Annotated in this window: 21 protein-coding genes; 15 read left to right on the top strand and 6 right to left on the bottom strand. The window is 60.5% G+C overall.

Going from position 1 to position 24,738, the window contains the following annotated elements:
* Positions 1 to 210 precede the first annotated feature (210 nt).
* The 4 genes from ACZY1F_RS18665 to ACZY1F_RS18650 form a co-directional block, all read right to left on the bottom strand.
* A complete protein-coding gene (locus ACZY1F_RS18665) occupies positions 211 to 1,410 on the bottom strand; it encodes a M24 family metallopeptidase (protein ID WP_463943816.1) in 1,200 nt (399 codons plus the stop codon).
* A 69-nt stretch (positions 1,411 to 1,479) separates the two neighbouring features.
* The gene (locus ACZY1F_RS18660; RefSeq protein ID WP_463943814.1) at positions 1,480 to 2,784 is read right to left on the bottom strand and encodes a serine hydrolase domain-containing protein; all 1,305 of its coding nucleotides are present in this window, start codon (positions 2,782 to 2,784) and stop codon (positions 1,480 to 1,482) included.
* A gap of 193 nt (positions 2,785 to 2,977) precedes the next feature.
* On the bottom strand, positions 2,978 to 4,324 hold the full coding sequence (locus ACZY1F_RS18655; protein WP_463943812.1) for an MFS transporter: 1,347 nt from the start codon (positions 4,322 to 4,324) through the stop codon (positions 2,978 to 2,980).
* Between the two features lie 618 nt (positions 4,325 to 4,942).
* On the bottom strand, positions 4,943 to 5,752 hold the full coding sequence (locus ACZY1F_RS18650) for a FadR/GntR family transcriptional regulator (protein ID WP_463943810.1): 810 nt from the start codon (positions 5,750 to 5,752) through the stop codon (positions 4,943 to 4,945).
* A gap of 264 nt (positions 5,753 to 6,016) precedes the next feature.
* Here ACZY1F_RS18650 and ACZY1F_RS18645 point away from each other — a divergent pair, with 264 nt between their 5' ends.
* The 10 genes from ACZY1F_RS18645 to ACZY1F_RS18600 all read left to right on the top strand — a co-directional run bounded on the left by ACZY1F_RS18645 (position 6,017) and on the right by ACZY1F_RS18600 (position 15,197).
* Complete coding sequence (locus tag ACZY1F_RS18645) at positions 6,017 to 7,399, top strand: glutamine synthetase family protein (protein ID WP_463943808.1); 1,383 nt, start codon at positions 6,017 to 6,019, stop codon at positions 7,397 to 7,399.
* The gene (locus ACZY1F_RS18640; RefSeq protein WP_463943806.1) at positions 7,380 to 8,141 is read left to right on the top strand and encodes a gamma-glutamyl-gamma-aminobutyrate hydrolase family protein; all 762 of its coding nucleotides are present in this window, start codon (positions 7,380 to 7,382) and stop codon (positions 8,139 to 8,141) included. The genes ACZY1F_RS18645 and ACZY1F_RS18640 overlap by 20 nt, the downstream gene beginning before the upstream one ends.
* Positions 8,122 to 9,489 (top strand): aldehyde dehydrogenase family protein, encoded by a 1,368-nt coding sequence (locus tag ACZY1F_RS18635; protein WP_463943804.1) that lies wholly within the window; start codon positions 8,122 to 8,124, stop codon positions 9,487 to 9,489. Before ACZY1F_RS18640 ends, ACZY1F_RS18635 begins: the two co-directional genes overlap by 20 nt.
* A gap of 26 nt (positions 9,490 to 9,515) precedes the next feature.
* A complete protein-coding gene (locus tag ACZY1F_RS18630) occupies positions 9,516 to 10,295 on the top strand; it encodes a 3-oxoacyl-ACP reductase (RefSeq protein WP_463943803.1) in 780 nt (259 codons plus the stop codon).
* Between the two features lie 108 nt (positions 10,296 to 10,403).
* The gene (locus tag ACZY1F_RS18625; protein ID WP_463943801.1) at positions 10,404 to 10,658 is read left to right on the top strand and encodes a hypothetical protein; all 255 of its coding nucleotides are present in this window, start codon (positions 10,404 to 10,406) and stop codon (positions 10,656 to 10,658) included.
* A 450-nt stretch (positions 10,659 to 11,108) separates the two neighbouring features.
* A complete protein-coding gene (locus ACZY1F_RS18620) occupies positions 11,109 to 11,447 on the top strand; it encodes a hypothetical protein (RefSeq protein ID WP_463943799.1) in 339 nt (112 codons plus the stop codon).
* A 124-nt stretch (positions 11,448 to 11,571) separates the two neighbouring features.
* Positions 11,572 to 12,480: a pyridoxal 5'-phosphate synthase lyase subunit PdxS gene (gene pdxS / locus ACZY1F_RS18615; RefSeq protein WP_463943797.1), complete on the top strand. Its 909-nt coding sequence runs from the start codon at positions 11,572 to 11,574 to the stop codon at positions 12,478 to 12,480.
* A 6-nt stretch (positions 12,481 to 12,486) separates the two neighbouring features.
* On the top strand, positions 12,487 to 12,813 hold the full coding sequence (locus ACZY1F_RS18610; protein WP_463943796.1) for a hypothetical protein: 327 nt from the start codon (positions 12,487 to 12,489) through the stop codon (positions 12,811 to 12,813).
* Positions 12,814 to 13,385: 572 nt separating this feature from the next.
* Complete coding sequence (locus ACZY1F_RS18605; protein ID WP_463943794.1) at positions 13,386 to 13,988, top strand: recombinase family protein; 603 nt, start codon at positions 13,386 to 13,388, stop codon at positions 13,986 to 13,988.
* Between the two features lie 186 nt (positions 13,989 to 14,174).
* On the top strand, positions 14,175 to 15,197 hold the full coding sequence (locus ACZY1F_RS18600; RefSeq protein ID WP_463943792.1) for an Abi family protein: 1,023 nt from the start codon (positions 14,175 to 14,177) through the stop codon (positions 15,195 to 15,197).
* 735 nt (positions 15,198 to 15,932) lie between these two features.
* Here the strand turns inward: ACZY1F_RS18600 and ACZY1F_RS18595 are convergent.
* Complete coding sequence (locus ACZY1F_RS18595) at positions 15,933 to 16,709, bottom strand: SDR family NAD(P)-dependent oxidoreductase (RefSeq protein WP_463943790.1); 777 nt, start codon at positions 16,707 to 16,709, stop codon at positions 15,933 to 15,935.
* A 258-nt stretch (positions 16,710 to 16,967) separates the two neighbouring features.
* Here ACZY1F_RS18595 and ACZY1F_RS18590 point away from each other — a divergent pair, with 258 nt between their 5' ends.
* The 5 genes from ACZY1F_RS18590 to ACZY1F_RS18570 all read left to right on the top strand — a co-directional run bounded on the left by ACZY1F_RS18590 (position 16,968) and on the right by ACZY1F_RS18570 (position 22,472).
* Entirely contained in the window at positions 16,968 to 18,305 is a 1,338-nt protein-coding gene (locus tag ACZY1F_RS18590) for an MFS transporter (RefSeq protein ID WP_463943788.1), read from the top strand.
* A gap of 68 nt (positions 18,306 to 18,373) precedes the next feature.
* Positions 18,374 to 19,273 (top strand): transketolase, encoded by a 900-nt coding sequence (locus tag ACZY1F_RS18585; RefSeq protein WP_463943787.1) that lies wholly within the window; start codon positions 18,374 to 18,376, stop codon positions 19,271 to 19,273.
* Positions 19,270 to 20,289 (top strand): transketolase family protein, encoded by a 1,020-nt coding sequence (locus tag ACZY1F_RS18580; RefSeq protein WP_463943785.1) that lies wholly within the window; start codon positions 19,270 to 19,272, stop codon positions 20,287 to 20,289. Before ACZY1F_RS18585 ends, ACZY1F_RS18580 begins: the two co-directional genes overlap by 4 nt.
* A 115-nt stretch (positions 20,290 to 20,404) precedes the next feature.
* Positions 20,405 to 21,064 (top strand): GntR family transcriptional regulator, encoded by a 660-nt coding sequence (locus ACZY1F_RS18575; protein ID WP_463943783.1) that lies wholly within the window; start codon positions 20,405 to 20,407, stop codon positions 21,062 to 21,064.
* A gap of 88 nt (positions 21,065 to 21,152) precedes the next feature.
* Entirely contained in the window at positions 21,153 to 22,472 is a 1,320-nt protein-coding gene (locus ACZY1F_RS18570) for a glutamyl-tRNA reductase (RefSeq protein ID WP_463943781.1), read from the top strand.
* Between the two features lie 860 nt (positions 22,473 to 23,332).
* Here the strand turns inward: ACZY1F_RS18570 and ACZY1F_RS18565 are convergent.
* Positions 23,333 to 24,343 carry a proline racemase family protein gene (locus tag ACZY1F_RS18565; RefSeq protein WP_463943779.1) on the bottom strand — a complete coding sequence of 337 codons (1,011 nt, stop codon included), beginning with the start codon at positions 24,341 to 24,343 and terminating at the stop codon, positions 23,333 to 23,335.
* Positions 24,344 to 24,738 lie beyond the last annotated feature (395 nt).

The following is a 24,738-nucleotide window of genomic DNA, read 5'->3' as shown; positions in this document are numbered from 1 at the left end:
CTCAGAGGATGCGTCATCGGCATGGCTGCTTCAACCCTTTGGCAGCACACCAAGGGTTTGCAGCACCGTGAGTGGCGCTACAACGGCAGCAGTGTCCTGACCAGCCGCCAGGCGGGTTGGTAGACCAAGACCCACCTAGCCGTACGCCTCCAGAAATTCTGCTCTCGCGTCGGCCAATCGTCCAGGAAAATTAGGTGGAACGGGCGGCTTCTAGACGTCGACTACGGTCAGGTCTCGGTCATGTCTGGTAAGGACTTCGCATCCTGTCTCTGTGACGACCCACGTCTCGCTAAAGCCGACCCCCGGCTCACCCGGCACGTCGGGCACTATGGGCGAGTGGAAAGTCATGCCGGGCTTGAGTTCCTGCTCAATGCCCTCACGAATATAGAGCGTGTCCTCGGTCCATGAAGGAGGCATTCCTATGCCAAGCGAGTACCCGTACACGTGGGACGCCCCAGGCAGTTCACTGATCTTGCTCATGCCGACGCCCACTTCACGTGCTACGTCGTGCGCGCTCCGGCCGGGCTTCACTGCTTGGAACAATAGGTCGAGAGTCTCGTTTGTGATTCGGGCCCTGTGTACGACTTCTGGAGCCGGCTTGCCGATTGCCACTGTGTGCATGAGCGGGCTCGTGTAGCGTTCATACGTTGCGCCGAACTCCAGTATCACCGTGTCCCCCGCCTGAATGGGCGTGCGCCGGAAAGTGGTGTGTATAACGCTATTCCGCTCACCTGCCGACACGATTGGTTGGATACTGAAGTATTCGCTTCCCTCCGCTATCAGCGTCTCATAGATCACGGCAGCGATTTCGTTGTCCGTGACCCCGGCTTTGATTACCGGCAGTACTGCGTTAAGGCCCTTTTTCGTAATCTGGGCCGCCTGTCGCATGTAGTTCAATTCAGCTTCGGATTTGATCAGGCGGGGTCGCTCGACCACGTCCGAGGCTTCAACGAGGGTAACTCCGGGCAAGCCCTCTTTAAGTCCTACGTAGAGTTCAACGCTGAGGCCGGCCCGCTTGCCCTGGATGCCAACCCGTTGGTTGTCCAGCCCAAATTCCTTGACGATGCCCGCGATCTGGTCTGCCGCTCCCCCGTACCCCCAGCTCACACCCCGGATATCTCTAACCCAGCTTGTAAGCATGGCGGTTCCGATTTCCAGCCCGTGCATGTTAAGGACTGGCTCCCCTTCGCGGGGCAGGATCATGCACGAAGCCCAGCTTGTGCCAAAACTTTGATAACCGCTCAAGTAGCTCAAGCTGGGAGCGTGGGTGATGAGGAGGACGTCCAGGTTCCGTTCGTCCATCATCTTCCTGACTTCTTCGATTCGGGAGCGATATTCCGATTCCGAAAAGGACAGTTCCTTAGTGAGGGGCCGGCTGGTCAGGTCCTTCACGTACGTGTTAAAGTCCATGGGGTTTCTACTTCCTTGTGTTCTTTTCCCGGGGTTCCCGGGCTTGTCGGGATGGTGGATATTTGCTGGCTAGCCGCGTACCAATCGCCCCAGCGCCTGCAGCATCGGGTCTGTGATGGGGTCGTTTTTGTAGACCGCCACCGGCTGGGAGGCGAGGCGCACAACTACCATCTCAGCGCCGGGCGCGATGTAGAGGCGCTGGCCGTGGATGCCGACTGCCTCAATGGCACCAAATTCGTCTTGTGGCACCCACCACTGGTCGCGGTAGGTGTAGCCGGACATCGCGCCGGACTCGAGCTTGGCGGGGAGGTCAGCACTGCGCACCTCCCGCACGACGGACTCGGGGATGAGCTGTTTCCCGCCCCATTCTCCGTCTCGGCGCATGAGCTCGCCGAAGCGGGCCAGATCCCGCAGGGTCGCGCTCATGCCGCCGCTGGCTGAAGGCACGCCTGCCGGGTCGACGACCAGGTAGGCGTCGTCCTCGCACCCGAGTGGTCCCCACAGCCGCTCGTGCAGGAGTTGCGCGAAAGAGAGGCCGGTGACGCGTGCCAGTACCCAGGCCATGACTTGGGTATTCACGCTTTTATAGGAAAAGGGCCCTCCGTGTTCGCCCTCCTTGAGGACCGTGAGCAGGTAATCGCTTGAGGTCTGTGGGCCGTCATAGCCGACCGGGCGTGGCCGCGTGCGGCCGGCGCGCATATAGGCCCAGGCGCCGGAGCTTTCGTCGTCATCATCTTCGGAGTATGACAAGCCAGTTTGCATGTCCATCGTCTGGCGCAGCGTTGCCTCACTCCAGGCTGTGCCGCGCAACTCGGGGACGTAGTGCGCGACCGCCTTGGTCTCATCAAGCACGCCCTCATGCACCAACGTCGCCATAAGCGTTCCAGTGTATGACTTCGTCATAGAGAAGCAGGCGTGCGGCAGATGTGCCTCCAACGCACCAAGGTAGCGTTCGTAGACGACTCGGCCGCGATGCAGCACCATGATGCCGTCGGTGTAGCTGTCAAACAGCGCCTCTTCGAATTGGCGGACGCGGCCGGTCGTGTCCTCGAACGTCAGCGCCTCCACCGCGGCGGAGTCGGCAGGGGAAGGTTTGCCGAACGAGTGGCTGGGACCAGCCCCACGCCACACGCCGACAGTAGGAGCGAGTTCCCGCATGTGCGACAAGGCCCAACGCAGCTTGGGGAAGGCAATATCGCCGTCACTCTCGAACCTGACCTGCTTCTCTGCCGGCGGGGGCGAACCCTGCATCCAACCGAGCGCCCGCGGATCCGAGGCCCGGCCATCGAGAAATGTCTTGCCCTCGATTTCCAGCGTGCCCGGCGCCTCCAGGGAGGGGGCGGGCGGGTAAGCGGCGCTGCCGGATAACTTCAATGTTGTTTCCTTGTCTACTTATCTGAATGCTTTGTGGAGGCACGGACCGGCTAATCCGGGTCGGTAGTCCCAGAAATGCGGGGCCCAAAACGTCAAGCTCAGCCTTCCGCCATGGCCCTCGTGCTGCATGCAAGTTGGCGGGAACAGCGTCGTCCCGCGGAGGGTCGAGCCGTTCCCGCCAACGCTTGCGCTCTTAGTGGACTTTGGCCTCGGCCTCGGCAGTGGCGGCGTTGAGGGCGGCTGCTTCGGCCTTGGTGGGTTTGGTTTCCTTGGTGAAGATCAGCGCGACCGCGCCGATCAGCGCAACGAACATCATGACGAAGGCCGGCATCGTATTGTTACCGGTTTGGGCAATCAGCCAGGACGCGACGAGCGGACCTGTGCCGCCGAAGATTGCGACACCAACGTTGGTCGGTATGGCGGAGCCGCTGAAGCGGACCTTCGCCGGGAAGGATTCAGTGAAAAAGCAAGCGATAGTGGAGTCATTGAGGGAGAAGATCCCAACGAACAGGATCTGGATGGCCATTGCTGCTGCGAAGCCGCTGATACCCAGGAGCAGGAAGATCGGGTAGCTCAGGACCAGGAAGAGCACTGCGTTGGTCATGAGCATTGTCTTGCGACCAAAACGGTCGGAGAGGTAGGCGCCACCGTAGAGCATGGGGAGGTAGACCAGCAGTGAGGTGGTCATGATCATGCTGGCTTCGAAGCCGGACAGGCCTACTTCCACTTCAAGGTAGGTCTGCATGTAGCCCAGCACGAGGTAGTACCCTGTGGCATTGACGCCCATGATTGCCAGCGTCCGAAGAAGCGCCCGCCAGTGCTCGCGGAAGACCACAACCAGAGGGAGCTTGGCCAGCTCGCCCTTTTCCTGGGCTGCCCGGAAAACAGGAGTCTCATCGATGCGGTTTCGCAAGTAGACGCCGACCAGCGTCATCGGTGCAGCGAGAAGGAACGGAACACGCCAACCCCACGAAACCATCGCATCCTCATCAAGCAGTCCATTCAAAAGGGTCGACACAACAGATGCCGCAAGGAATCCGACTGCGCATCCGATGGCTACAGAGCTGATGTAGCGTGCCCGCTTGTCAGCCGGGGCGTATTCAACGACCAGAATGGCAGCGCCGGTGTATTCTCCGGCAGTGCAGAAACTTTGAATGAGGCGCAGGAGTACAAGGAGCACAGGTGCCCAGAAGCCGATGGTTGCATAGCCCGGCAGCAGGCCGATGCAGGTGGTGGCCAAACCAATCCCGATGATGGTGAGGGCAAGAGCGCGTTTACGGCCGATTCTGTCACCGAAGTGACCCCAGAACAGCGCACCGATCGGACGCATTGCGAACGACAAAGCGAACAGAGCGAAAGTCTGCACGAGCGCGACCGTGGGGTTGCCCGGAGGGAAAAACACGGCGGCGATAGTGGTGGCCAGGTAGGAATAGGAACCGTAATCGAAGAACTCAATGAAGGTGCCAGACGAGGCGGCAAAGAGCGGCCTCTTTGCCGCAGTCTGCACCGAGGCAGTTGTTTGAGATGTGCTGGAGAGCATCACTAGTGTTCTTTCTGCAGGGAATCAGGATCGGGTGACGAGGTGGGCTTGAGATGGCGAAGGCCCGGAACGACGTCTTATCTGAGGATGTAGGAAAGATGTAGCCAGAATATTTCCGGATTGTTACCGTCTGGTCTGAATTTAGACCATTAACTCTGTTCCAGTGTGTGGGAGATCACGGATGGCGTCAAGCGGTTCGGCTTAAAATTCCCGCGTCTCCCTCAATTTTTCTCATGAGGGCGCTTCTGGCCGGTGCTTTGGGCGAACTGCCTGGCTCGCTGCCCGGGACGCCAAAGGCGTGTTTTCGGGCCAATCAGGATTAGGCACGGAAGAGGTCGGTTCGAAACGGGCCGCCTCCACTTGCACCGTCGGCGGGCCTGTCGGGCGGACTAGCTTAAGAGCTGCCCTGCCGCCGGGGTACGTACTGTGGCATAAAAAGATGCCCGGAAGAAGATTTACTTCACGCCTGCCCGTACCCCGTACCACTGACATGTGAACTGCTGGACTGCGGCGGGAGAATCATGCAGTTGATTTTCAGCAGCCGCATTGGGGCTTGAAGCAGAAGCTTTAGAGATTTTTCCTGATATGCCAGCCCACGCCTGAGCGAGAGCGCTCACGCTAGGGCCTGGACGCAACCACTTCCGGTGACACTTGTGACTCGGAAGATACAAGGAATCCATGCAGCAAGGAGGCTGTACCCTGCAGGTGGTCCTGCGCCATCCGAAACGCTTCTTCACCGTCGCCGCGGAGGATTGCATCTATGATCGCTTGGTGCTGTTGGTTGGAGTGCTCCAGGTTCGGCTCAAGAAGCGGTATTCGATCTAAAAGGTCACTGACCTTTGAACGAACATCCGCGACGGCCCGGGCCAAGCTGGGAGACCCGGTAACTTCTGCGATGGCGACGTGGAACCTCGCATCCTTTGGCCGGTACAACTCCGCCGGCGCGCTGGCCACCTCAGCCAGAGTTTTCAGCAGGTGGCTGCGCTGGGCCGGAGATAACGTGGCCTTGGCAGCCAGCGACGCGGCCGCCGGTTCAAGCACATTACGGAAGGTCAGAATGTCTTCCACCTCCGCCGGATCCAGCTCCGGGAACGATTCTGAACCAGCCGAAGGCCGGCCACACACGTAGGTGCCGCCATAGCGTCCGCGCTGAACCTCGACGTACCCGGCTTTCTGCAGTTCGGCCAATGCATCCCGCAAAGTAGCACGCGAGACCCCCAGTAACTCTGCAAGCTCCCGTTCCGGGGGCAACTTTTCCCCCACTGCGAACAGGCCGAGTTTGATGTTCTGGAGCAATCGTTCGATGGTTTCCTCGAAAACGTTACCGTGCCGAGCGGGCCGGACAACCGGGGCTGACGTTTCGAACCGTTCCTCTTCCATGCACCAATCATAATCGGCCCAAAAAAACGCCATTGGCGGGCTGTGCATGCGGAGCAGGCAGTCCTCCGGAAGCTGCGGTCAGACGCTGTCCTCGCGGGAAGCGGCGGAAATTTAGGCCGGACACCTTGACGCGGTGCGTGCTCTCCCACACACTGGAGTGAGCTTATGGTCTGAATTCAGACCAATACCCTTGAGTGGAGCGAACTGCGTGTCGTCCTCTGATTCAACCCAGCCTACCTAACCCGAGCCCCAAAGCGGGCTCGTACTACCCCAAAGTTCTCCCTCAAAATCGATCAAAGTTACGGAACTAAAATGACTAATCAACCAACGGGAACATCACTGCGAGGCCAGCCGAGCGTTGATGAATTGCGTGACCTGGTTGCTTCGGGCGAAATCGACACCGTCGTCGTTGCCATCACAGATTCAATGGGCCGCCTGCAGGGCAAGCGCTGCGGAGCAAAGTCTTTCCTGGAAGACGTACTTGGGCACGGGGCCGAAGGCTGCAACTACCTTCTGAGCGTCGATGTGGAAATGAATACCATCGATGGATACGCCATGTCCTCCTGGGCAAACGGCTACGGAGACATGGTGATGCGGCCGGACGTCTCCACCTTGCGCTTTGTGCCATGGCTTGAAGGCACTGTCATGATTCAGTGCGACATTCTGTGGCTCGACGGCCGACCCGTCGCCCAGTCCCCGCGGCAGATTCTAATATCCCAAATCGAACGTCTGGAGGCCTTGGGATACAGGGCGCATATCGGCACCGAACTCGAATTCATCATGTTCGACGACAGCTACGAAGAAGCATGGGATAAGAAATACGAGGGCCTCACCCCCTCAACCCGCTACAACGTGGACTACTCACTGCTGGCCACGGCAAGGCTGGAACCGGTGATCCGCAGCATTCGTAACGGCATGGAAAAAGCCGGCCTGGTCGTCGAATCCTCCAAAGGCGAATGCAACCTGGGCCAGCAGGAAATCACGTTCCGCTATGCAGAAGCACTTGCTGCATGCGACAACCACGTTTTCTACAAGAACGGCGCCAAGGAAATCGCCGCACAGCAGGGCAAGAGCATCACATTCATGGCGAAGTACAACGAACGTGAAGGTAGCTCCTGCCACATCCACTTCAGCCTGACCGACTTGGACGGCAAACCTGTCTTGGCCGGTGACGGTGAGCACGGCTTCAGCCCCGTCATGGAACACTTCATCGCCGGCCAGCTCGCTGCGCTGAAGGAACTGGCATATTTCGTGGCCCCGAACATCAATTCCTACAAGCGCTTCGTGGAGGGCAGCTTCGCCCCCACAGCCATCGCCTGGGGGCTAGATAACCGCAGTTGCGCATTGCGCATCGTCGGACGCGGTCCCAGCCTTCGAGTGGAAAACCGAGTCGGAGGCGGCGACGTCAACCCCTATCTCGCGGCAGCGGCACTCATCGCCGCCGCCATTCACGGTATCGAGAACGAGCTTCCGCTTGAGCCGATCACGACGGGCAACGCGTACCAATCTGATGCTGACCGCATCCCCACCAACCTGCGGGATTCCCGCGCTCTGCTGGCCAGCAGCGAGATCGCACGTAAGGCGTTCGGCGATGAAGTCGTGGACCACTATGTCTTCGCAGCAGACGTCGAGCTGAAAGCGTTTGACAGCGCAGTAACGGATTGGGAGCGTAAGCGTGTCTTTGAACGGCTCTAATACCTATCGCCCGCGAATCGGGCTGACAACCTACTTCCAGGAAGCTTCCTGGGGTGTCTGGACACAAGACGCCGCAATCCTGCCGGGAACCTACGTAAAGGCAGTTGTCGCGGCCGGCGGCACCCCCGTCCTCTTGCCGCCCGTGGGCACTGACCCCTCCATTGTGGGGGTTCTGGACGGACTGATCGTTTCAGGAGGCAGCGACGTAGGCCCGGAGCACTACGGAGCGGAGCAGCACGAACTCACCCGGGCCCAACCAGCCAGGGACGAGCATGACATCGCCCTGACCAAGGCAGCACTGGAAGCCGAGCTTCCACTCTTCGCCATTTGCCGGGGCGCCCAGATCCTCAATGTTGCGATGGGCGGGTCGCTGATCCAACACATCCCGGATGTGAACCCGGAAGCCAAATACCAACCCGGACCGGGTGTTTTCGGTGAAGTGGAGTTCACAACGACGACCGGAAGCATTAGCCGATTGCTTCTAGGCCCCAGTGCCAGCGCACCCTGTTACCACCACCAAGCTATGGACCGCATCGCTGATGGACTGTGCGTAACGGCCGCGGCTGCCGACGGCACAGTGGAAGCCCTTGAAACAACGACAGGCGGATGGGCACTAGGGGTCCAGTTCCACCCGGAACAAAACCCCAACGACCTACGGCTCTTCAAAGGATTTATTGAAGCCGCAAATAACTACCGGAAAGACCGAACGGAGAACCCAGCCAATGTCCACCAGCACGTCTGACGTACTGAACCCGGCAACGGAAGAGGTCATCGAGACCATAGCTCTCGCAACACTCGAGGATACTGACAGGGCAATCCAAAAAGCGGCCCAGGCCTATGAGACCTGGCGGAACGTCGCCCCGGCAGACAGGGCACTCCTGCTGCGCCGATTTGCCTCCGCCGTAGACGCGGACCTTGAAAACCTGGCCCAGTTGGAAGTACGCAACGCCGGGCACACCATCGGCAACGCCCGTTGGGAAGCCGGTAATGTCCGCGACGTCCTGACCTACTACTCTGCGGCCCCTGAGCGGCACCTTGGCCAGCAAATCCCAGTGGCTGGAGGAGTAAACATCACCTTCCACGAACCCCTTGGAGTTGTTGGGGTAATCGTCCCGTGGAACTTCCCGATGCCAATCGCAGCATGGGGTTTTGCACCAGCCCTGGCGGCCGGCAACACTGTCGTTCTGAAACCGGCGGAACTGACACCGCTGACCGCCATCCGGCTCGGACACCTCGCGCAGGAAGCAGGGCTGCCCGAAGGCGTCCTGCAAATTATCCCGGGCAAGGGTTCAATTGTCGGCGATCGGTTCGTGACCCATCCTGCGGTTAGGAAAGTTGTTTTCACCGGTTCCACCGGTGTCGGCAAGCGGATTATGGCTGGCTGCGCTGATCAGCTTAAGCCGGTAACACTGGAACTGGGCGGCAAAAGCGCTAACATCATCTTCGCTGATTCCGACCTGGAAGCCGCCGCATCAGCAGCGCCAGGAGGTGCCTTTGACAACGCCGGACAGGACTGCTGCTCCCGCTCCAGGATCCTGGTCCAGGACAGCGTTTATGAAAAGTTCCTCGCACTTCTGGAACCAGTAGTCAAAGCCTTGCAGGTCGGGGACCCAAGCGACGAGGCTTCCTTCATGGGCCCGCTGATTTCGGCAGCCCAGCACCGGACAGTATCCGGCTTTGTTCCGGATGGCACTTCCATCGCCTTTCAGGGCTCGGCCCCGGCCGGCAAGGGCTTCTGGTTCCCACCCACGGTCCTGACGCCCTCCCGCGAAGACCGGGTAATGCACGAGGAAATCTTCGGCCCCGTCGTAGCTGTCGTTCCTTTCAAGGACGAAGCCGACGCGCTCCGCCTGGCCAACGACTCAATCTATGGGCTCTCAGGATCAATCTGGACACGGGACGTCGGGCGTGCACTCAGGATGGCCCGAGGACTTGAGTCCGGAAACCTCTCGGTCAACTCACACTCCTCAGTGCGTTACTCCACCCCCTTCGGAGGCTTCAAACAGTCCGGTCTCGGACGCGAACTCGGCCCCGACGCACTCGATGCCTTCACGGAAACAAAAAACGTTTTCATCTCCACGAACCCTTGACGTCACCACCAACTAAGGAAGACAAAATGATTGAAGTAATCTCCAACCGCCTCAAGGGCCGCAGCGCTGTCATCACTGGCGGCGCCAGCGGTATCGGACTCGCAACAGCCCGCCGCTTCGCAGCAGAAGGCGCAAACGTGGTCATCGCCGACCTGGACCCAACCTCCGGGCAACGCGCTGCCGATGAAGTCGGCGGTCTCTATGTAAAGGTCGACGTCACCAGCGAAGAAGAAGTAAAGAACCTCTACGCCGTAACCCACGAGACTTACGGAAGCGTCGACATCACCTTCAACAACGCCGGGATCTCACCGGCAGACGATGCCTCGATCATCGACACAGGCATCGACGCCTGGCGCAGAGTACAGGAAGTCAACCTGACCTCCGTCTTCTACTGCTGCAAATACGCACTCCCCTACATGCAGGCCCAGGGGAAAGGCTCCATCATCAACACCGCCTCCTTCGTAGCGGTCATGGGTGCCGCGACCTCACAAATCTCCTACAGCGCATCCAAAGGCGGCGTGCTAGCCATGAGCCGGGAACTGGGCGTCGAATTCGCGCGACAGGGTATCCGAGTCAACGCCCTGTGCCCAGGACCGGTCAACACGCCGCTGCTGAAGGAACTCTTCGCCAAGGATCCCGAGAAGGCCGCCCGCCGCCTCGTCCACGTCCCCCTGGGCCGGTTCGCAGAACCGGAAGAACTCGCCGCCGCCGTAGCGTTCCTCGCCAGCGACGACTCATCATTCATCACCGCCTCAACCTTCCTGGTTGACGGCGGCATCGCTGGTGCATACGTAACCCCCGAATGACCCTCAGGTCGCGGCCCATCCGACGGGTCATAGCAGAGGACCGGAGTGACGACCCGGGTACCTCAGGAAAAAATTAAGCCAAGCTAGAGAAGATCAAGGATTGAAGCAGTGAAGAAACGCATTCCCCGCCCGCACGTCCGCTTGAACTCCCATAAAACCTTCGAGGCGAAAACTGGCGAGCATTGCCCGGCGAACGGATGGTGGGCCCCGGTCGACCGGGAAGGAGAAGGCAACTTTATTGTTGAAGGGAGCATTATGCCCCCCGACAAGGGGCAGCCCATCATTTGGGCGATGGTCACCGGAAACCTCAGCCTCTTCAAGCCGAGGCACTCCCTTCCCCCTGCAGGGGCCTTCCTTGACTAGCTCGCTCGTTCTTCAGAACACATTTGAAGGGCAACAGGGTCCACTATTGGCTGTCAGTGGCGGAATAGTAACCCGGCGAATCCGGGACGCTGTCCTTACTGTGCTGCCTCTCCCCGCTGCCCAGCAATCTGGCTGTGAAGAGGGTTGCCACTACTGCGAGGGACCCGAGACCGACTAGCACTTTGTCCACCTCCAATATCCGCCGATGAGGCTGCAAGAGTCTGTCAACAGAGGGTAGACCGTCATGAAGTCCTACCGATGCGATGACTGGGGCTGCCTTGCTGGCGCGGAAGTAGAAATTTTGCCTGCCTGGGCAGGCGCTTAAACCGCCAGGGCCTTTCATGCTCGCAACTGGGAGGCCCTGGTTCCAAGCTACTCACCTCTTGAACGTCGCCCAAGCCCTGAATCCAACCGGGAAGGCTTCATGGAAATCGAGCGGAAGTTAGCCACATGAGTACACCGATGATGTTGTTGCACAACGTCTCCCACGCAACGAAGTCGGGCACGACCAGCAAACCGTGTGGTCTACCACCTAAGCAATCTTTTTGCCGAAAGGACCTCGCCATCAACACTAACCGTGTCATCGCTGATATCCGCGTCGAAACCCGAACGGAGATGCAAGACAAGCTGAACGCAGCCGTCGCCGCTGCTCACGTCGAAGCACAGGCAGCCGGTGCTCAAGGAGTTCTCGTCACCCGTCACGACTTTGAACGGTTTTCGGTCACGCTGTCCCACAGCGTGCCGTTTGGCCTTACCTATGAACAAGACCACGCCAGCCGGACTGAATGAGAAGTTCCAAGCGACTGAACCGTCAAAGAGACTCATCTAAGATAACGGCCCTCCCCCGGAGAATTACCGCGCAATTACATTCTTCCGATGGTTGACATATGACCTCCCAGATAGGAACTTCTTCATGACAACGACGACCATTTCACCGGCTACGGAGACAGGCGGCAGCCGCGTGAAGCGGGGCATGGCTGAGATGCTCAAGGGCGGCGTCATCATGGACGTCGTCAATGTTGAACAGGCCCGCATCGCCGAAGACGCCGGTGCCGTTGCAGTGATGGCGCTGGAACGCGTTCCGGCCGATATCCGTGCCCAGGGCGGCGTGTCCCGGATGTCCGATCCGGACATGATCGACAAGATCATCGAAGCGGTGTCCGTGCCGGTCATGGCCAAGGCCCGGATCGGCCACTTTGTGGAGGCCCAGGTCCTGCAGTCGTTGGGCGTGGACTATATTGACGAGTCCGAGGTCCTGACCCCGGCCGACTACGTCCACCACATCGACAAGTGGAACTTCAAGGTTCCCTTCGTCTGTGGCGCCACGAACCTGGGTGAGGCGCTGCGCCGCATCAACGAAGGCGCGGCGATGATCCGTTCCAAGGGTGAGGCCGGCACCGGCGATGTCTCCAACGCGACCGGGCACATGCGCCAGATCCGCGCCGAGATCGCCAAGCTCGCCGCCCTGGCCGAGGACGAGCTCTACGTCGCGGCCAAGGAACTGCAGGCCCCGTACGAACTGGTCAAGGAAGTCGCCGCCGCCGGCAAGCTCCCCGTGGTGCTGTTCACCGCTGGCGGCATTGCCACCCCGGCTGACGCTGCGATGATGATGCAGCTCGGCGCTGACGGCGTGTTCGTCGGCTCCGGTATCTTCAAGTCCGGCAATCCGGCCCAGCGTGCCGCTGCCGTGGTCAAGGCCACCACGTTCTTCGATGACCCCGATGTCATCGCCAAGGCCTCCCGCGGCCTGGGCGAAGCCATGGTGGGCATCAACGTCGAAGAGATCCCCCAACCCCACCGCCTCGCCCAACGCGGCTGGTAACCAGCCGTGACGACAATTGAGATGCGTGATCCCCTTGCCCCCGTTTCCTATGACAAGTGTGACGAGCTTCCGTGCAATCAGTGGGGACAGTTAGTTGAAGGCGGTTACGTCTTGGTTCAGCGGGATGGCGAGCCAATCCTTGCGGGCGAAGTCGATGTTGTATGCCCCGATGCCTCCGTTTTCTGGGTTTGGCTTGACGGAGGCCGCGGACGCATAGCGGTCTACGCCGACGAGGACATAAGAGTTTTGCTGCCCAGAGCTATCGCCCTTGAACTACAGGAGAAATCCCAGGAACACCCCCGAGACGGGGCGCTGAAGCAGCCACAGATTTGATGTTAGCCCGTTTGATGCATCCGCCGAATGGTTGGTTGGAGCAGCTGGTTTAGGGAGTAAAAGTGAGGTCCCAAACTAAACAAAAACGGCAGAACACTGGCGGAGACTACGGCTCCCTCATTCCTGCTTCTCGACCATCGCGGCCCTTCCCGCAGGAAAGGAGTGTGGTTGTCCTAGGCATCATGTATCCCAGTTTCGTCCCACAGCCCCGCCAGGGTACTCCTGACAATTTGCCTCGCCTCCCTGCAGGCGTGCCACCAGGCCGGCGGAGCACGGATGTCATCTTTTACGACCCGATCCCTTCCCTTGGAAGCGGCGACCCGACTCAAAAGGGTAATTTACGGGCGATCACAGGGTTTCCCCTGTCACCGAAGCATCAAAAGCAGCTTAAGGGCGGCAGACACGTAAGTCGTACGGATGCCCTAGAAGCTGTGGCCCGAGATCTAGCGATGCTTTTGTTGCAAAAACGAAGGTTAGGGCACACCCCAACCTGACGCCCAAGTGTTTTGGTCTTGACTTCCTTGCAGGACGGGTCTAGAACTCAACCTCACAGGCAAAGGGTTGGAGCAACAATGGCCGGACAGCGGATCGGGTACGTACGAGTAAGCACTCTGGACCAGAACGAGAAGCGCCAACTTGAAGGCCAGGTTCTGGACCGGGTCTTCACGGATAAAGCCTCGGGCAGAGACACTGGTAGGCCACAGCTCACGGAACTGCTGCGCTTCGCCCGCGACGGGGACACCGTGGTCGTGCACAGCATGGACCGGCTCGCCCGAAACTTGGACGACTTACGTGCTCTCGTCCAAGGCCTCACTCGAAAAAGGGTGCGCGTGGAGTTCGTCAAAGAGAGCCTGGTCTTCACCGGCGAGGACTCCCCCATGGCAAACCTCATGCTCTCGGTCATGGGGGCCTTCGCTGAATTCGAACGCTCCCTCATCAGGGAACGCCAACGGGAAGGCATCGCCCTCGCCAAGCAGCGCGGCGCCTACAAAGGACGGCAAAAGACCCTCACACCGGAACGAGCCGCCGAATTGGTCCAACGCGCTGACAGCGGGATTCCTAAAGTTGTTCTTGCTCACGATTACGGGATTAGCAGGGAGACTGTCTACCAGTACCTGCGCCAAGCCAAGCAGGCGGCGAACCCTGCTCCTGTAGAGTCGCGAGCCATTCTGTAGTTTGTCTTACGTATGAAGGGCACTCCTGCTACGCCAGCATCCGGCGGGTCTCTTCTCCTCATTCAAACGAAAGCTCATACGAACGCGCCCGCGCGGCAGATGTGTTAGATTCTATTCATCAGACATCGCCCCCCTCTGAGCCTCGGCTCAAGGGGGCGATTTTCATTGTGCGACAAACGGTGAAGCGTGGAGTATACAAAGGAATTTAAAGAGCGCGACGAGCTGCTTCAACAACTCGAAGTCCGTGGCCTCGCGATTCCTGACCGCGCCGAGGCGCTCAACTTCCTGACACGCGTCGGCTACTTCCGCTCCGGCGCGTACCGATACGTCTTCCGGAGGCTGCTCCCCGCGGACACAATTGATGCTCGCCTGCACCAGTACCGGTCAGATGACTACATACCGGGTGCGAACATCGACCACGTCATGAAGCTGGAAGCATTCGACTTCAAGCTGGCCCGGATCTGCCAGGAAGGCTTGCTTGAATTCGAGGTGCGCTTAAGGGCTGCAATCGCCCACACGCTCGCCTCGAGGAACGTCGCAGCTCACGCATCGAAGGAATATTTGGATGCGCAAAGTTGCGATAAAGCTGTCGGCGAGCACACTAAGTTTGACGCATGGACGAAGACCTGGCGGGAAGCTGTTTCTTCTGGCGCGGAAGACGAAGACTTCATCAAGCACCACCTGTCAAAGTACCCGGAACAAGATGTGCCCATCTGGGCTGTCACTGAAGTATTGAGCTTCGGAAATCTACCGTTCCTCTACGACCTCATGCAGACGCCGGACGCGCGCTCGGTCGCCCGCATGTTTGGATTTGCCCACCCCAGCCGCTTCGGTGCCGTGCTGCGTATGATGGTGGACTTTCGGAACACGTGCGCCCACGGTTCGCGTCTTTTCAACCGCGCGTTCAAAAGGTCACTCTCACTTCGCGAACATGACACAGCCGGTGATCTCCTGGCCCACTTGCTCGAACCCGACTTCACTGTCACGCCCAAAGCGCATCAGAGGCTCTATATCTACGCCGCCGTCCTGGCCTTCATGCTCCGATCTCACACGAGTGGCACGAACTGGCACCTGACCTTCAAGACGCAAATCAGAAAACTCGACATCAAGCTTCAAGCACCGGACGGTTCCGAACTCATTTCACCAGAGGTGAGTATGGGCTTTCCCGCCGGTTGGTCAGACCTGGAACTATGGAAGCCCAAGCCCTGAAACTGGTTCACAGTAATGGTGACCCTTGCAAATGAAAGTGGCACCCCGGCGGTCTCAGGTTGACGAAAGGCCGGTTATCGGCGTTCGAAAACGGACGGGGGGAGTGGGCGCAAGGGCAGCTGTTTCCTGGCGTCATTCGTGGGGTTTCCCCCGGAATCCACTAACGCACGACTGCTCAGTCGGCGCATGGTAAAGGGTGCAACACGTCCGGCCGGTGGCGGGCTGGACCAGGCTGAGGAGCTCAGGCGGTTCAAAACCTGAGGGCCGGAGGCTGTATGGATTTTGACCCGCACTTCCTGGGCTCGATTGACGCTCAAGGTTTCGTGGTGGTTGTTCCGAAGATCTGACGTGTTGTCATCCGGTAGCTGAGCTCGCCGCTGAGTTGCTGTGGGGTCACCCAGACCTGGTGGCCTTGGCAGACTTCAAATATTTGGCGCGGGTTGTTGCTGTCAGCAGCGAGCCAAAAAGCTGAGGAGTCTGGCATGACGTCTTCGACAAGACCTGTTCTGATTGTCTGGCCATGGAGGCGGATTTCGACCACCGTGTTGATTAGGAGGTTCCATTGAACGTGTTTTCGGGGAGTCGCTCGCTTGGGCGGCATCTGTTCTCCACGGTCGGGGAAATGAGTGGCGGCCGTCGTCTGTACGAGGGCCGCCACTGTTCGGGGAAGGAACGGCCGGGCCGTACCCACAGCCTTCTTTATGACGCCGCGGGTTTCCCGCTGTGCCGGCTCTGTTAGTGGAGGTGGCTTCCACCGTTGATGTCGATGGTGGTGCCGGTGAGATAGGCGGCGTCCTTGGAGGAGAGGAAGGTAATGACGGCTGCTACTTCCTCGGTGGTGGCGTTGCGGCCCAGCGGGATGCCGGCGTTGATGGCGGCCTCCTGTTCCTCGGTGCTGCCCACTCGGATGTTGGTGTCCACGGCGCCGGGGGTGATGGCGTTGACGGTCACGCCGGTGGAGCCGAGCTCGCGGGCGAGTGCTTTGGTGAGGCCGAGGATGGCGGCCTTGGCTGCGGAGTAGGGGACCTTGCCGAAGACGCCGCCGCCGCGCTGGGCGGAGACTGAGGACATGTTCACGATCCGGCCCCAGCCGTTGGCGATCATGTCGGGGAGGAACGCTTTGGTGACCAGGTACGTCCCGGTGGCGTTGACGTCCATGACCTTGTGCCAGAGCTCGAGGGTGGTTTCGAGGAACGGAAGGGGGGAGGTGATGCCGGCGATATTTGCCAGGGCACCCACCGGCGGAAGGTTGCCGGCCGCGACTTCGGCGGCAACGGCGGCGTGGGCGGCGGTGACGGAGCCTTCGTTGGCGACGTCGATCTCGTGGCCGAAGGCGGGGACGTTGTACTCGTTGCTGATTTCGGCGGCGACCTTGGCGGACTTCTCACCGTCGAGGTCCAGGATCACCACAGCCCAGCCTTCACGGGCATAGCGGCGGGCGGTAGTGATGCCGATCCCCCGGTCCGACGTGGCCCCGGTCAGAACTGCGGTGCGCTGGATGGTGTTGCTCATGATGCTCCTCGGAAACCTAGGTAAATGTTGCTGCAGCAGTCCAGAGCATGAGCCGATACGGGGTGGGTATCAGCGCTGATCCTCTGAATCTGCTGAGGGTGATGCGAATCACTATAGAGGGCTTCGATGTCGACAGTCAACCCTGAACATTGACTGTTGACATTGATGCATGACCTGCGTCACTATTGTCGTATTCAGTGTTAACGGTCGACAGCGTTGGAGCTTGTGCCCATCGCTTATCGAAAGGGACAAGACTCCATGAGCAACGAAGCTCTGAAAATGCGCGGCCATGTACATGGCACCAAGGATGCAAAGCGCGTCGCAATCGGATCCGGTGTAGGAGCCGTCATTGAGACGTACGACTTCATCGGCTTCGGCACCGCCGCGGCCCTGTACTTCGGCACGGCGTTCTTCCCCACAGGCGACCCCGTCACCGGAACCCTGGCCGCCTTCGCGACCCTCGGCGTCGGCTTCGCTGCCCGCCCCATCGGTGGCATCATCGGCGGGCACCTTGGCGACAAGGTGGGCCGTAAGCCGGTTCTCGTGGCTTCCCTGATCCTGATGGGTGTGGCCACGTTCGTGATTGGCCTGCTCCCCACCTACGGCCAGGTGGGCCTGCTCGCTCCCGCGCTGCTGGTACTCGTCCGCATCGTGCAGGGCCTTGCTTTCGGTGCCGAATGGGGCGGTGCCATCCTGATGAGCTACGAGCACGCACCCTGGAAATCCAAAGGCAAGTACACCGGCATCGTGCAGGCCGGCTTCCCGGTCGGCCTGCTGCTGGCGAACCTCGTGTTCCTGGTCAGCGTGAACCTCGGCGGCGAACTCGCCTGGCGAATCCCGTTCCTGGCCAGCATCGTCCTGGTTGTGGTGGGCCTGATCATCCGCGCCAAAGTGCCGGAATCCCCGGTCTTTGACGAGGTCAAGGACAGCGGCTCCATCGTGAAGTCCCCGATCATCGAGGTCATCAAGACCGACTGGCGCAGCATCGTCAAGGGCATTGGCCTGCGCATCGCGGAGACCGCCGGCTACGCCGTCTCCATCACGTACATGATCTCCTACCTGAACAGCCAGCACCTTGCCGACAAGACCCAGACGCTGGTGGCGCTCTGCATCGCCTCGGCGATCGGCATCTTCGCCACCCAGGCCTGGGCCCGGCTCACGGACAGGATCGGCCGCCGGCCCCTGTACGTCTGGTCCACAGCCTTCGCGCTCCTGTTTGGCATTCCCATGTTCCTGCTGGTCAACACCGGAATGTTCATAGCCATCATCGCCACGGTCGCCATCTCCTACGCTGTGTGCCAGAACTCCCTGGCCGGCGCCCAGGGTGCCTGGTTCCCGGAACTGTTCCAGGCCAAGACCCGCTCCTCCGGCGCCTCGCTGGCCTACCAGATCTCGGCCATGGTCTCCGGGTTCACGCCCTTCGTCACCACCCTGCTGTTCGTCAGCTTCGGCTGGATGGGCCCCGCGCTCCTCTTCAGCTTCTACGCTGCGATCGGCCTCTGGGCCGCCCTGGTCACCCGGGAAACCTGGGGCAAGCGCGAACGCGAACTGGCGGACGAGGCCACCAGAAGCACCCCCGCACGCCTGAACGCATAGTCCAAGGCAGTCCGGATGCCTTTGAAGGCATCCCCCAAGAGCAGTTACCACTTTCGAAAGGCAGAATTGTGGTCCTCACACAAGAAACAACATCCCCGAGCAAAACACCCGACAAAAGTGCAGAGCGCATTAAACGCGTCTCCGCCGCCGCGTACCGGATCCGGCACCACGCCCTGAACATGGGCGAGGTACAGGGCCAGGGCTACGTGGGCCAGGCCCTCGGCGCGGCGGACATGCTGGCCGCCGTGTACTCCGACCAACTACGGTTCCGCGCGGATGACCCGCACTGGGAGGCCCGGGACCGGTTCCTGCTCTCCACAGGCCACTACGCCATCGGTCACTACGCGGCGTTGGCCGAAGCCGGCACCATCCCCGTCTCCGAACTTGAGACCTACGGCTCGGACGATTCCCGGCTGCCGATGTCCGGGATGTCCACGTACACCCCGGGCATGGAAATCTCCGGCGGATCCCTGGGCCACGGCCTGTCCATCGCCGTGGGCATGGCCCTGGGCCTGCGCCATCAGGGCTCTTCGTCCCGGATCTACAACTTCCTCTCCGACGGCGAACTCGACGAAGGGTCCACCTGGGAAGCCGCCATGGGCGCCCACCACCACCAGCTCGGCAACCTCACCGCCATGGTGGACATCAACGCCCTGCAGGCGGACGGGAAAACTGACACGGTGCTTCGAACTGAACCCGTGACCGAGAAGTGGGAAGCGTTCGGCTGGTACACCCAGCGCGTGGACGGCAACAACATGGCCGAACTGCTGGCCGCGTTCGATAACGCGGCTGCCCAGGCCGCCGCCGTCGGAGCCCCTTCCGTGATCCTCTGCGACACCAAAGTCGGCCGCGGCGTGACCCTGCTCGAGGAGCGCGAGAAGGCGCACTTCATGCGCATCGAAGAACACGAATGGCAGACCTGCCGCGAGCAACTGACCGCAGGCTACGAAGGAAAGGCTTCAGCATGAGCACCACCAGCGAGGCCCCTGACACCACAACAGCCACCAAACCGAAGCTGAAGACCTCGGCGATGATCGCATCCTTCGCCGACCCCGACCAAAAGACCGCATCCGCCCCGTTCGGACACGCCCTGGTCAAGGCCGCGCAGGAGAACGACAAGATCGTCGGCCTCACCGCGGACCTGGGCAAATACACGGATATGCACATCTTCGCGAAGGCCTTCCCGGAGCGTTTCTTCCAGATGGGCATGGCCGAGCAGCTGCTCTTCGGCGCTGCCGCTGGTTTGGCCGAAACCGGACTGGTCCCGTTCGCCTCCACCTACTCCGTGTTCGCCGCCCGCCGCGCCTACGACTTCCTCTGCCTGGACGCGGCCGAACCCAACCTGAACGTGAACATCGTGGGGGGCCTGCCCGGCCTGACCACCGGGTACGGTCCCAGCCACCAGGCCACCGAGGACATGGCGATCTTCCGCGGCATGCCCAACCTGACCATCGTGGACCCCTGCGACTCGATCGACATCGAACAGGCAGTCCCGCAGCTCGCAGCATCCGACGGACCCACCTACCTGCGCCTGCTGCGCGGCAACGTCCCCACCGTCCTGGACGAGTACGACTACACCTTCGAGCTCGGCAAGGCCAAGGTGCTCCGCGGCGGCAACGACGTCGTGTTCATCTCCTCCGGCCTGATGACCATGCGCGCCCTCCAGGCAGCCAAAGCCCTCGCCGCGCACAACGTGGACGTCGCCGTCGTCCACACCCCAACTATCAAGCCGTTCGACGCCGCCACCGTCCTCGCCGAGATCAACACCGACCGGCTCGCCGTGACGCTGGAGAACCACTCGGTGGTGGGTGGCCTGTTCGAAACCGTCGCCTCCGCCGTCGTCACCGCTGGAGTGGGAAAACGCGTGGTTCCCGTCGCACTGCCCGACCAGTTCCTGGACGCTGGCGCACTGCCCACCCTGCACGACCGCTACGGCCTGGCCGTGGAGTGCATCGTGACGAAGGTGCTCGCCGAACTCAGCTGACCTTGCACCACCAGAAAGCACGGCACCAGGTCCCGCCCGGTGCCGTGCTTTCTGCCGTACTATCAAACAAGCACCCACTGTAAACCGTCGACTTCTAACACTGAGGACAGACGCCATGGCCGAACTGACAGCACCGCTGCTGGGACTGGAAAAGCAAAACCTGCGCGAGCAGGCGTTATCAGCACTGAGGACCGCCATCACCAGCGGCGAACTGGAACCGGGCCGGCACCTCGTCGAAACCGAACTCTCCGAAATGCTCCGCATCAGCAGGGGAACCCTCCGCGAAGCACTCCGCCAGCTGGCACAGGAGGGCCTGCTGTCCGCAGGTCCCCGCGGACGTCTCTCCGTCCGTCACCTTGACACTAAGGAGATCCGCGACATCTTCGCCGTCCGGGCTGCCCTTGAGTCCCTGGCTGCACGCACCTTGTGCGAACTCCCGGACCGCACCCATGCAATCCAGTCCCTCCATAAGGCCATTGATGTTATGGAGGCGGCGGAAGATTCGTCACTGGCGGAGCGGATCGAATCCGACATGGAATTCCACCGCACCCTCTGCAGGCTGACCGGCAACGAAACCCTGCTTCACTCCTGGACTTCACTTGAAGGGTCAATCCGGATGTCCATCATGTTCGCCGGACGGGACAAAGGCACTAAAAACATGAGCGTGAACCGCCACCGCGACATCGTGGCGGCCATCGAAACAGGAGACGCATCCCTGGTACGCAAGACCATTCGCGAACACATGGACACAGCGGCTGACAACCTCGTGGCGTAAGAACACTGTTCTCTCGGCCCCAAACTCAACGGGCAGGACAGGTACGGGTTGTTCTACCGAGGAACGAAAAAGCTATGATTGACCTGCTGTGGTTCTTTTCTCATTGGTGGCTACACACGCCGACATCGATCTTGAGACCGTTGCTCAACTGAGCAACGGTGCCTCGGGGATCGCTACATCCGCACTCGCCGGATCGCCGGCAGTGACGGGCGCGGTGGTGCTTGCCACCTGCAACCGCTACGAAATCTACGGCGAAGCTCCCCACGCCGACGATGTTGAGGCTGCCCGGGCGGCTCTCGTGTCCGAGATCAGCGGCCTTAGCGGACTCAACGAACAGCTGGTGTCCCGCTCGTTCAGCACTCGCACCGGCCCCGAAGTCAGCCAGCACCTTTTCGCGGTCAGCGCCGGACTGGACTCCGCCGTGGTCGGTGAACGTGAAATTGCCGGCCAGGTCCGCCGCGCGCTCATCACTGCCCAGCACGAGGGCACGGCCAGTTCCGGCCTGGTCCGCCTCTTCCAGGCCGCCTCCAAAACGGCCAAGGACGTGGGGGCGCAGACCGCCCTCGGTTCCCGGGGCCTGTCCATCGTTTCAGTGGCACTGGATCTGGCCACCGATCTCTCCGAGAGCCCCGACTGGTCGGCCAAGAAGGTCGTGGTGTTCGGCACCGGCGCCTACGCCGGCGCCACCATGGCGCTGCTCCGCGAACGGGGCTGCACCGACATCTCCGTGTTTTCCTCCTCGGGACGCGCCGAAGCGTTCGTCGCCACGCGTGGCGGAACGTCGCTGGACAGCGACTCCCTGCCCGTAGCCGTTGCGGCGGCCGACGTTATGATCGGCTGCAGCGGCTCCGACACCCGCGTCGAGGCCGGCGAACTTGCCGAGCTCCGGGCGGCCTCGCCCCGGCCGCTGATCGCGATCGACCTCGCCCTCACCCACGATTTTGACCCGGAAGTCGGCCAGCTCGACGGCGTCGAGCTCCTCACGCTCGAATCCGTGCGTTTGGCAGCACCCCAGGAACAGGCCGAGTCCCTCAGCCAGGCCAGCGGCATTGTGTCCGGCGCAGCCCAGGCTTTCGAACAGGAACGGGAAGCCCGCTCCGTTGATTCGGCCATCGTTGCCCTCCGCCGGCACACCATGAATGTCCTTGACGCGGAAATGGAGCGCGTCCGTGCCCGGCACGGCTGCACGGCCGCCGCCGAGGAAGTGGAGTTCGCCCTCCGCCGGATGGTCAAGCAGCTGCTGCACGTGCCCACAGTCCGTGCCCGTGAGCTCGCCGCCAACGGCCAGCAGGACGACTACGTATCCGCGCTCGAAACCCTGTACGGGATCACCGTGGAGCAGCCGGCAGCCCGCGCCGTTCCCCAGGCCGGATGCCCGGTGAACCACCAGGGCCTCGAAAGCGCCTGACCGGCCAACGCCCCATCCATTGTCTGGCGGCGTTACGGCGCGTCACTGGGTGACCTGTGAAACCGGTAGCCTTTCAAACAGCTGTGTCGGGTGGTGCTCAGCCCAAATGGGCTGAGCACCACCCGACACATTGTGCAGGCTCTTAGTTTCCTGTGCCTCCAAGCCACTTGGTGAACCTGTCCAAGACGCTCGTGTAGTTTTTTCCCCCAGTATGCGGTGTCGAAGTTGGTGCTGATCTTCGCCACATTCTCGGGCGTTAGTCGCGAGCGACGGACGGATCGGATAGTGGAGCGGCTGTGCCGCTTCCCCTTGAACTTCTTTTTAGCGATATATCGCGATATATCGCTAGCTTACATAATCTCCATTATCGGCGTTCAAAGCACGGGAGTGGAAGTAGCTTCGAGAACTCCCGTTCTTTACCAAGACGGGCGTTGCTGAACGGCCGACCATCCCCTAAACACTGACCGGGCCACTACGCCAACTCGTTTGGGCAAAGGCTTACTGCCAGACGGGCCTGCTGGCCACGTGAAAACGGAATCCGCAATATCTTCGCTGTCCGTGCCGCCCAGAGGTCCAATGGTCACGACACGCATACAGGCTCCGTCCCGGACTGAAGCCCAGCGACCATTCCGGGACTGCCTTCCCATGCATGTGGACCATAGCGGCGTTTGGCCATCCTCCAAGGAATCGGCGCTGGTGAGATCGTACTAATAACTACAGCGGTCACTCAACGAAGGGATAGCAACCCGCAGGTTAAGTAACGTATCCGACGCTCTCCCACTAGCAAGTACTCAAAATCGCAACATCCCAACATCCCAACAAGAATAGAGACTAAACAAAGGAACGACAGAACCCTAGGCTCACAGTAAGAAGCCCGTTTGAATTGGATCTCCCTGGCTACGGAGAAGGCTCGATATCGCTGTAATGTAGGCGCTGCCAGAAATGCGGGGAATGACGGTTGGGGTAGCGTTCCGTTCTCCGATACCGGGTCCCGATGAAACACTCACCTTAAATTCCGTCCCGATAATGCTGCGATTAATGAAGGTGCCCTCGTTACCAATGACCCCACGTTGTGCCAAGAGAGCGGCAAGGGCGCTGCTTCCGGTGCCGCAGGGGGAACGATCCCAGTTATTTGGAGCCAGGACGACGACATTTCGAAATGAACCCGAGTTGGAATCTGATTCGTAAATCATGCAGGAATCCGCGTAGGGCAGGTTACTTTCGGGAGCGCCTCCTTTTGCGCTCAATTGCCGCACGTCTTCCCGCATCTCACATGCTCTTGCCATCAAGGAAGGGAGGTTCTCGGGCACGACCTCGATACCGAGCTTCTTGGCGTCCGCCAGAACGTACCACAGGCCGCCGAAAGCCAGATTGACTTCTAGCCCGTCCGGGCCGAGACCAGGGATGCTTATCGTTGTTGGGTGGACCCATGATGGAACGTTAGCCAGCTCGGCGCGCTTGACCGAACCATTCTCGACGTGTGCTGTAACCTCTACCAGGCCCACTGGAACCTCAACACGGACGGTCATCACGGGCTCGACAATGTCCAAGAGGCCCAGTTCGATGGCAGCAGTTACTGCGCCGATAGTTCCGTGGCCGCACATATCAAGGTAGCTGTAGCCTGCGATAAAGATGACGCCCAAGTCAGCGTCGCTGTGCCCAGGCTCGACTAGTGCGGCTGAAAACATCCCTGTGTGACCCCGAGGTTCGTGGTTGAGGAACGTCCGGATGTGATCGTGGTATTTGGCAAGGTAGTCACGCTTTTCTCGGACGGAGCTGCCTCGAAGAAGTGGGAGACCACCGACGACAACGCGGGTCGGATGGCCCGCGGTGTGCGTATCAACGACCTGTATGACGCGATTAAGATTCACAAGCTCTCCTTAGGACTGACCCTCGAGATTATGTAGGGTGCGAAGAATTGATTTCTTCTAGCGGACCGAGCAAGCGCGACACCTCTCCGGACAAACAGGGAAGCTTCTTGCGTATTGGAGCACGGCATGAAGCGCTGTTTCCAGGCATAACCTCAGCCGAAGCTCTTGTAGCTCCTAGGTTCCGGCACTGGCCTCATCCTCCCTGGCAGAATGTTCACCACGCTCTCCGTGAGGCACGTCTGCCAGAGGTATCAGCGATAGGGCAGCCAGGCGGCCCGATTGGGATATCCACTAACATCTCTTCCGCGCACCTCAACGTTTGCCGCATGCCGGCTGACCAAGCATCCCCTCTCTTTTGCGTATACGTCAACAGGTGACAGTCATCAATATGGGGC

Source organism: Pseudarthrobacter xylosi, from assembly GCF_055412765.1.
Note: the sequence above shows the minus strand (reverse complement) of the source record. Positions and strands in the feature narration are given on the sequence as shown.

Coding starts and splice junctions, on each gene's coding strand:
- ACZY1F_RS18575 (WP_463943783.1), top strand. CDS start 20,405: ATGGCCGAACTGACAGCACCGCTGCTGGGACTGGAAAAGCAAAACCTG.
- ACZY1F_RS18595 (WP_463943790.1), bottom strand. CDS start 16,709: ATGAGCAACACCATCCAGCGCACCGCAGTTCTGACCGGGGCCACGTCG.
- ACZY1F_RS18620 (WP_463943799.1), top strand. CDS start 11,109: ATGAGTACACCGATGATGTTGTTGCACAACGTCTCCCACGCAACGAAG.
- ACZY1F_RS18605 (WP_463943794.1), top strand. CDS start 13,386: ATGGCCGGACAGCGGATCGGGTACGTACGAGTAAGCACTCTGGACCAG.
- ACZY1F_RS18580 (WP_463943785.1), top strand. CDS start 19,270: ATGAGCACCACCAGCGAGGCCCCTGACACCACAACAGCCACCAAACCG.
- ACZY1F_RS18645 (WP_463943808.1), top strand. CDS start 6,017: ATGACTAATCAACCAACGGGAACATCACTGCGAGGCCAGCCGAGCGTT.
- ACZY1F_RS18650 (WP_463943810.1), bottom strand. CDS start 5,752: ATGCACAGCCCGCCAATGGCGTTTTTTTGGGCCGATTATGATTGGTGC.
- ACZY1F_RS18655 (WP_463943812.1), bottom strand. CDS start 4,324: ATGCTCTCCAGCACATCTCAAACAACTGCCTCGGTGCAGACTGCGGCA.
- ACZY1F_RS18590 (WP_463943788.1), top strand. CDS start 16,968: ATGAGCAACGAAGCTCTGAAAATGCGCGGCCATGTACATGGCACCAAG.
- pdxS (WP_463943797.1), top strand. CDS start 11,572: ATGACAACGACGACCATTTCACCGGCTACGGAGACAGGCGGCAGCCGC.
- ACZY1F_RS18630 (WP_463943803.1), top strand. CDS start 9,516: ATGATTGAAGTAATCTCCAACCGCCTCAAGGGCCGCAGCGCTGTCATC.
- ACZY1F_RS18665 (WP_463943816.1), bottom strand. CDS start 1,410: ATGGACTTTAACACGTACGTGAAGGACCTGACCAGCCGGCCCCTCACT.
- ACZY1F_RS18635 (WP_463943804.1), top strand. CDS start 8,122: ATGTCCACCAGCACGTCTGACGTACTGAACCCGGCAACGGAAGAGGTC.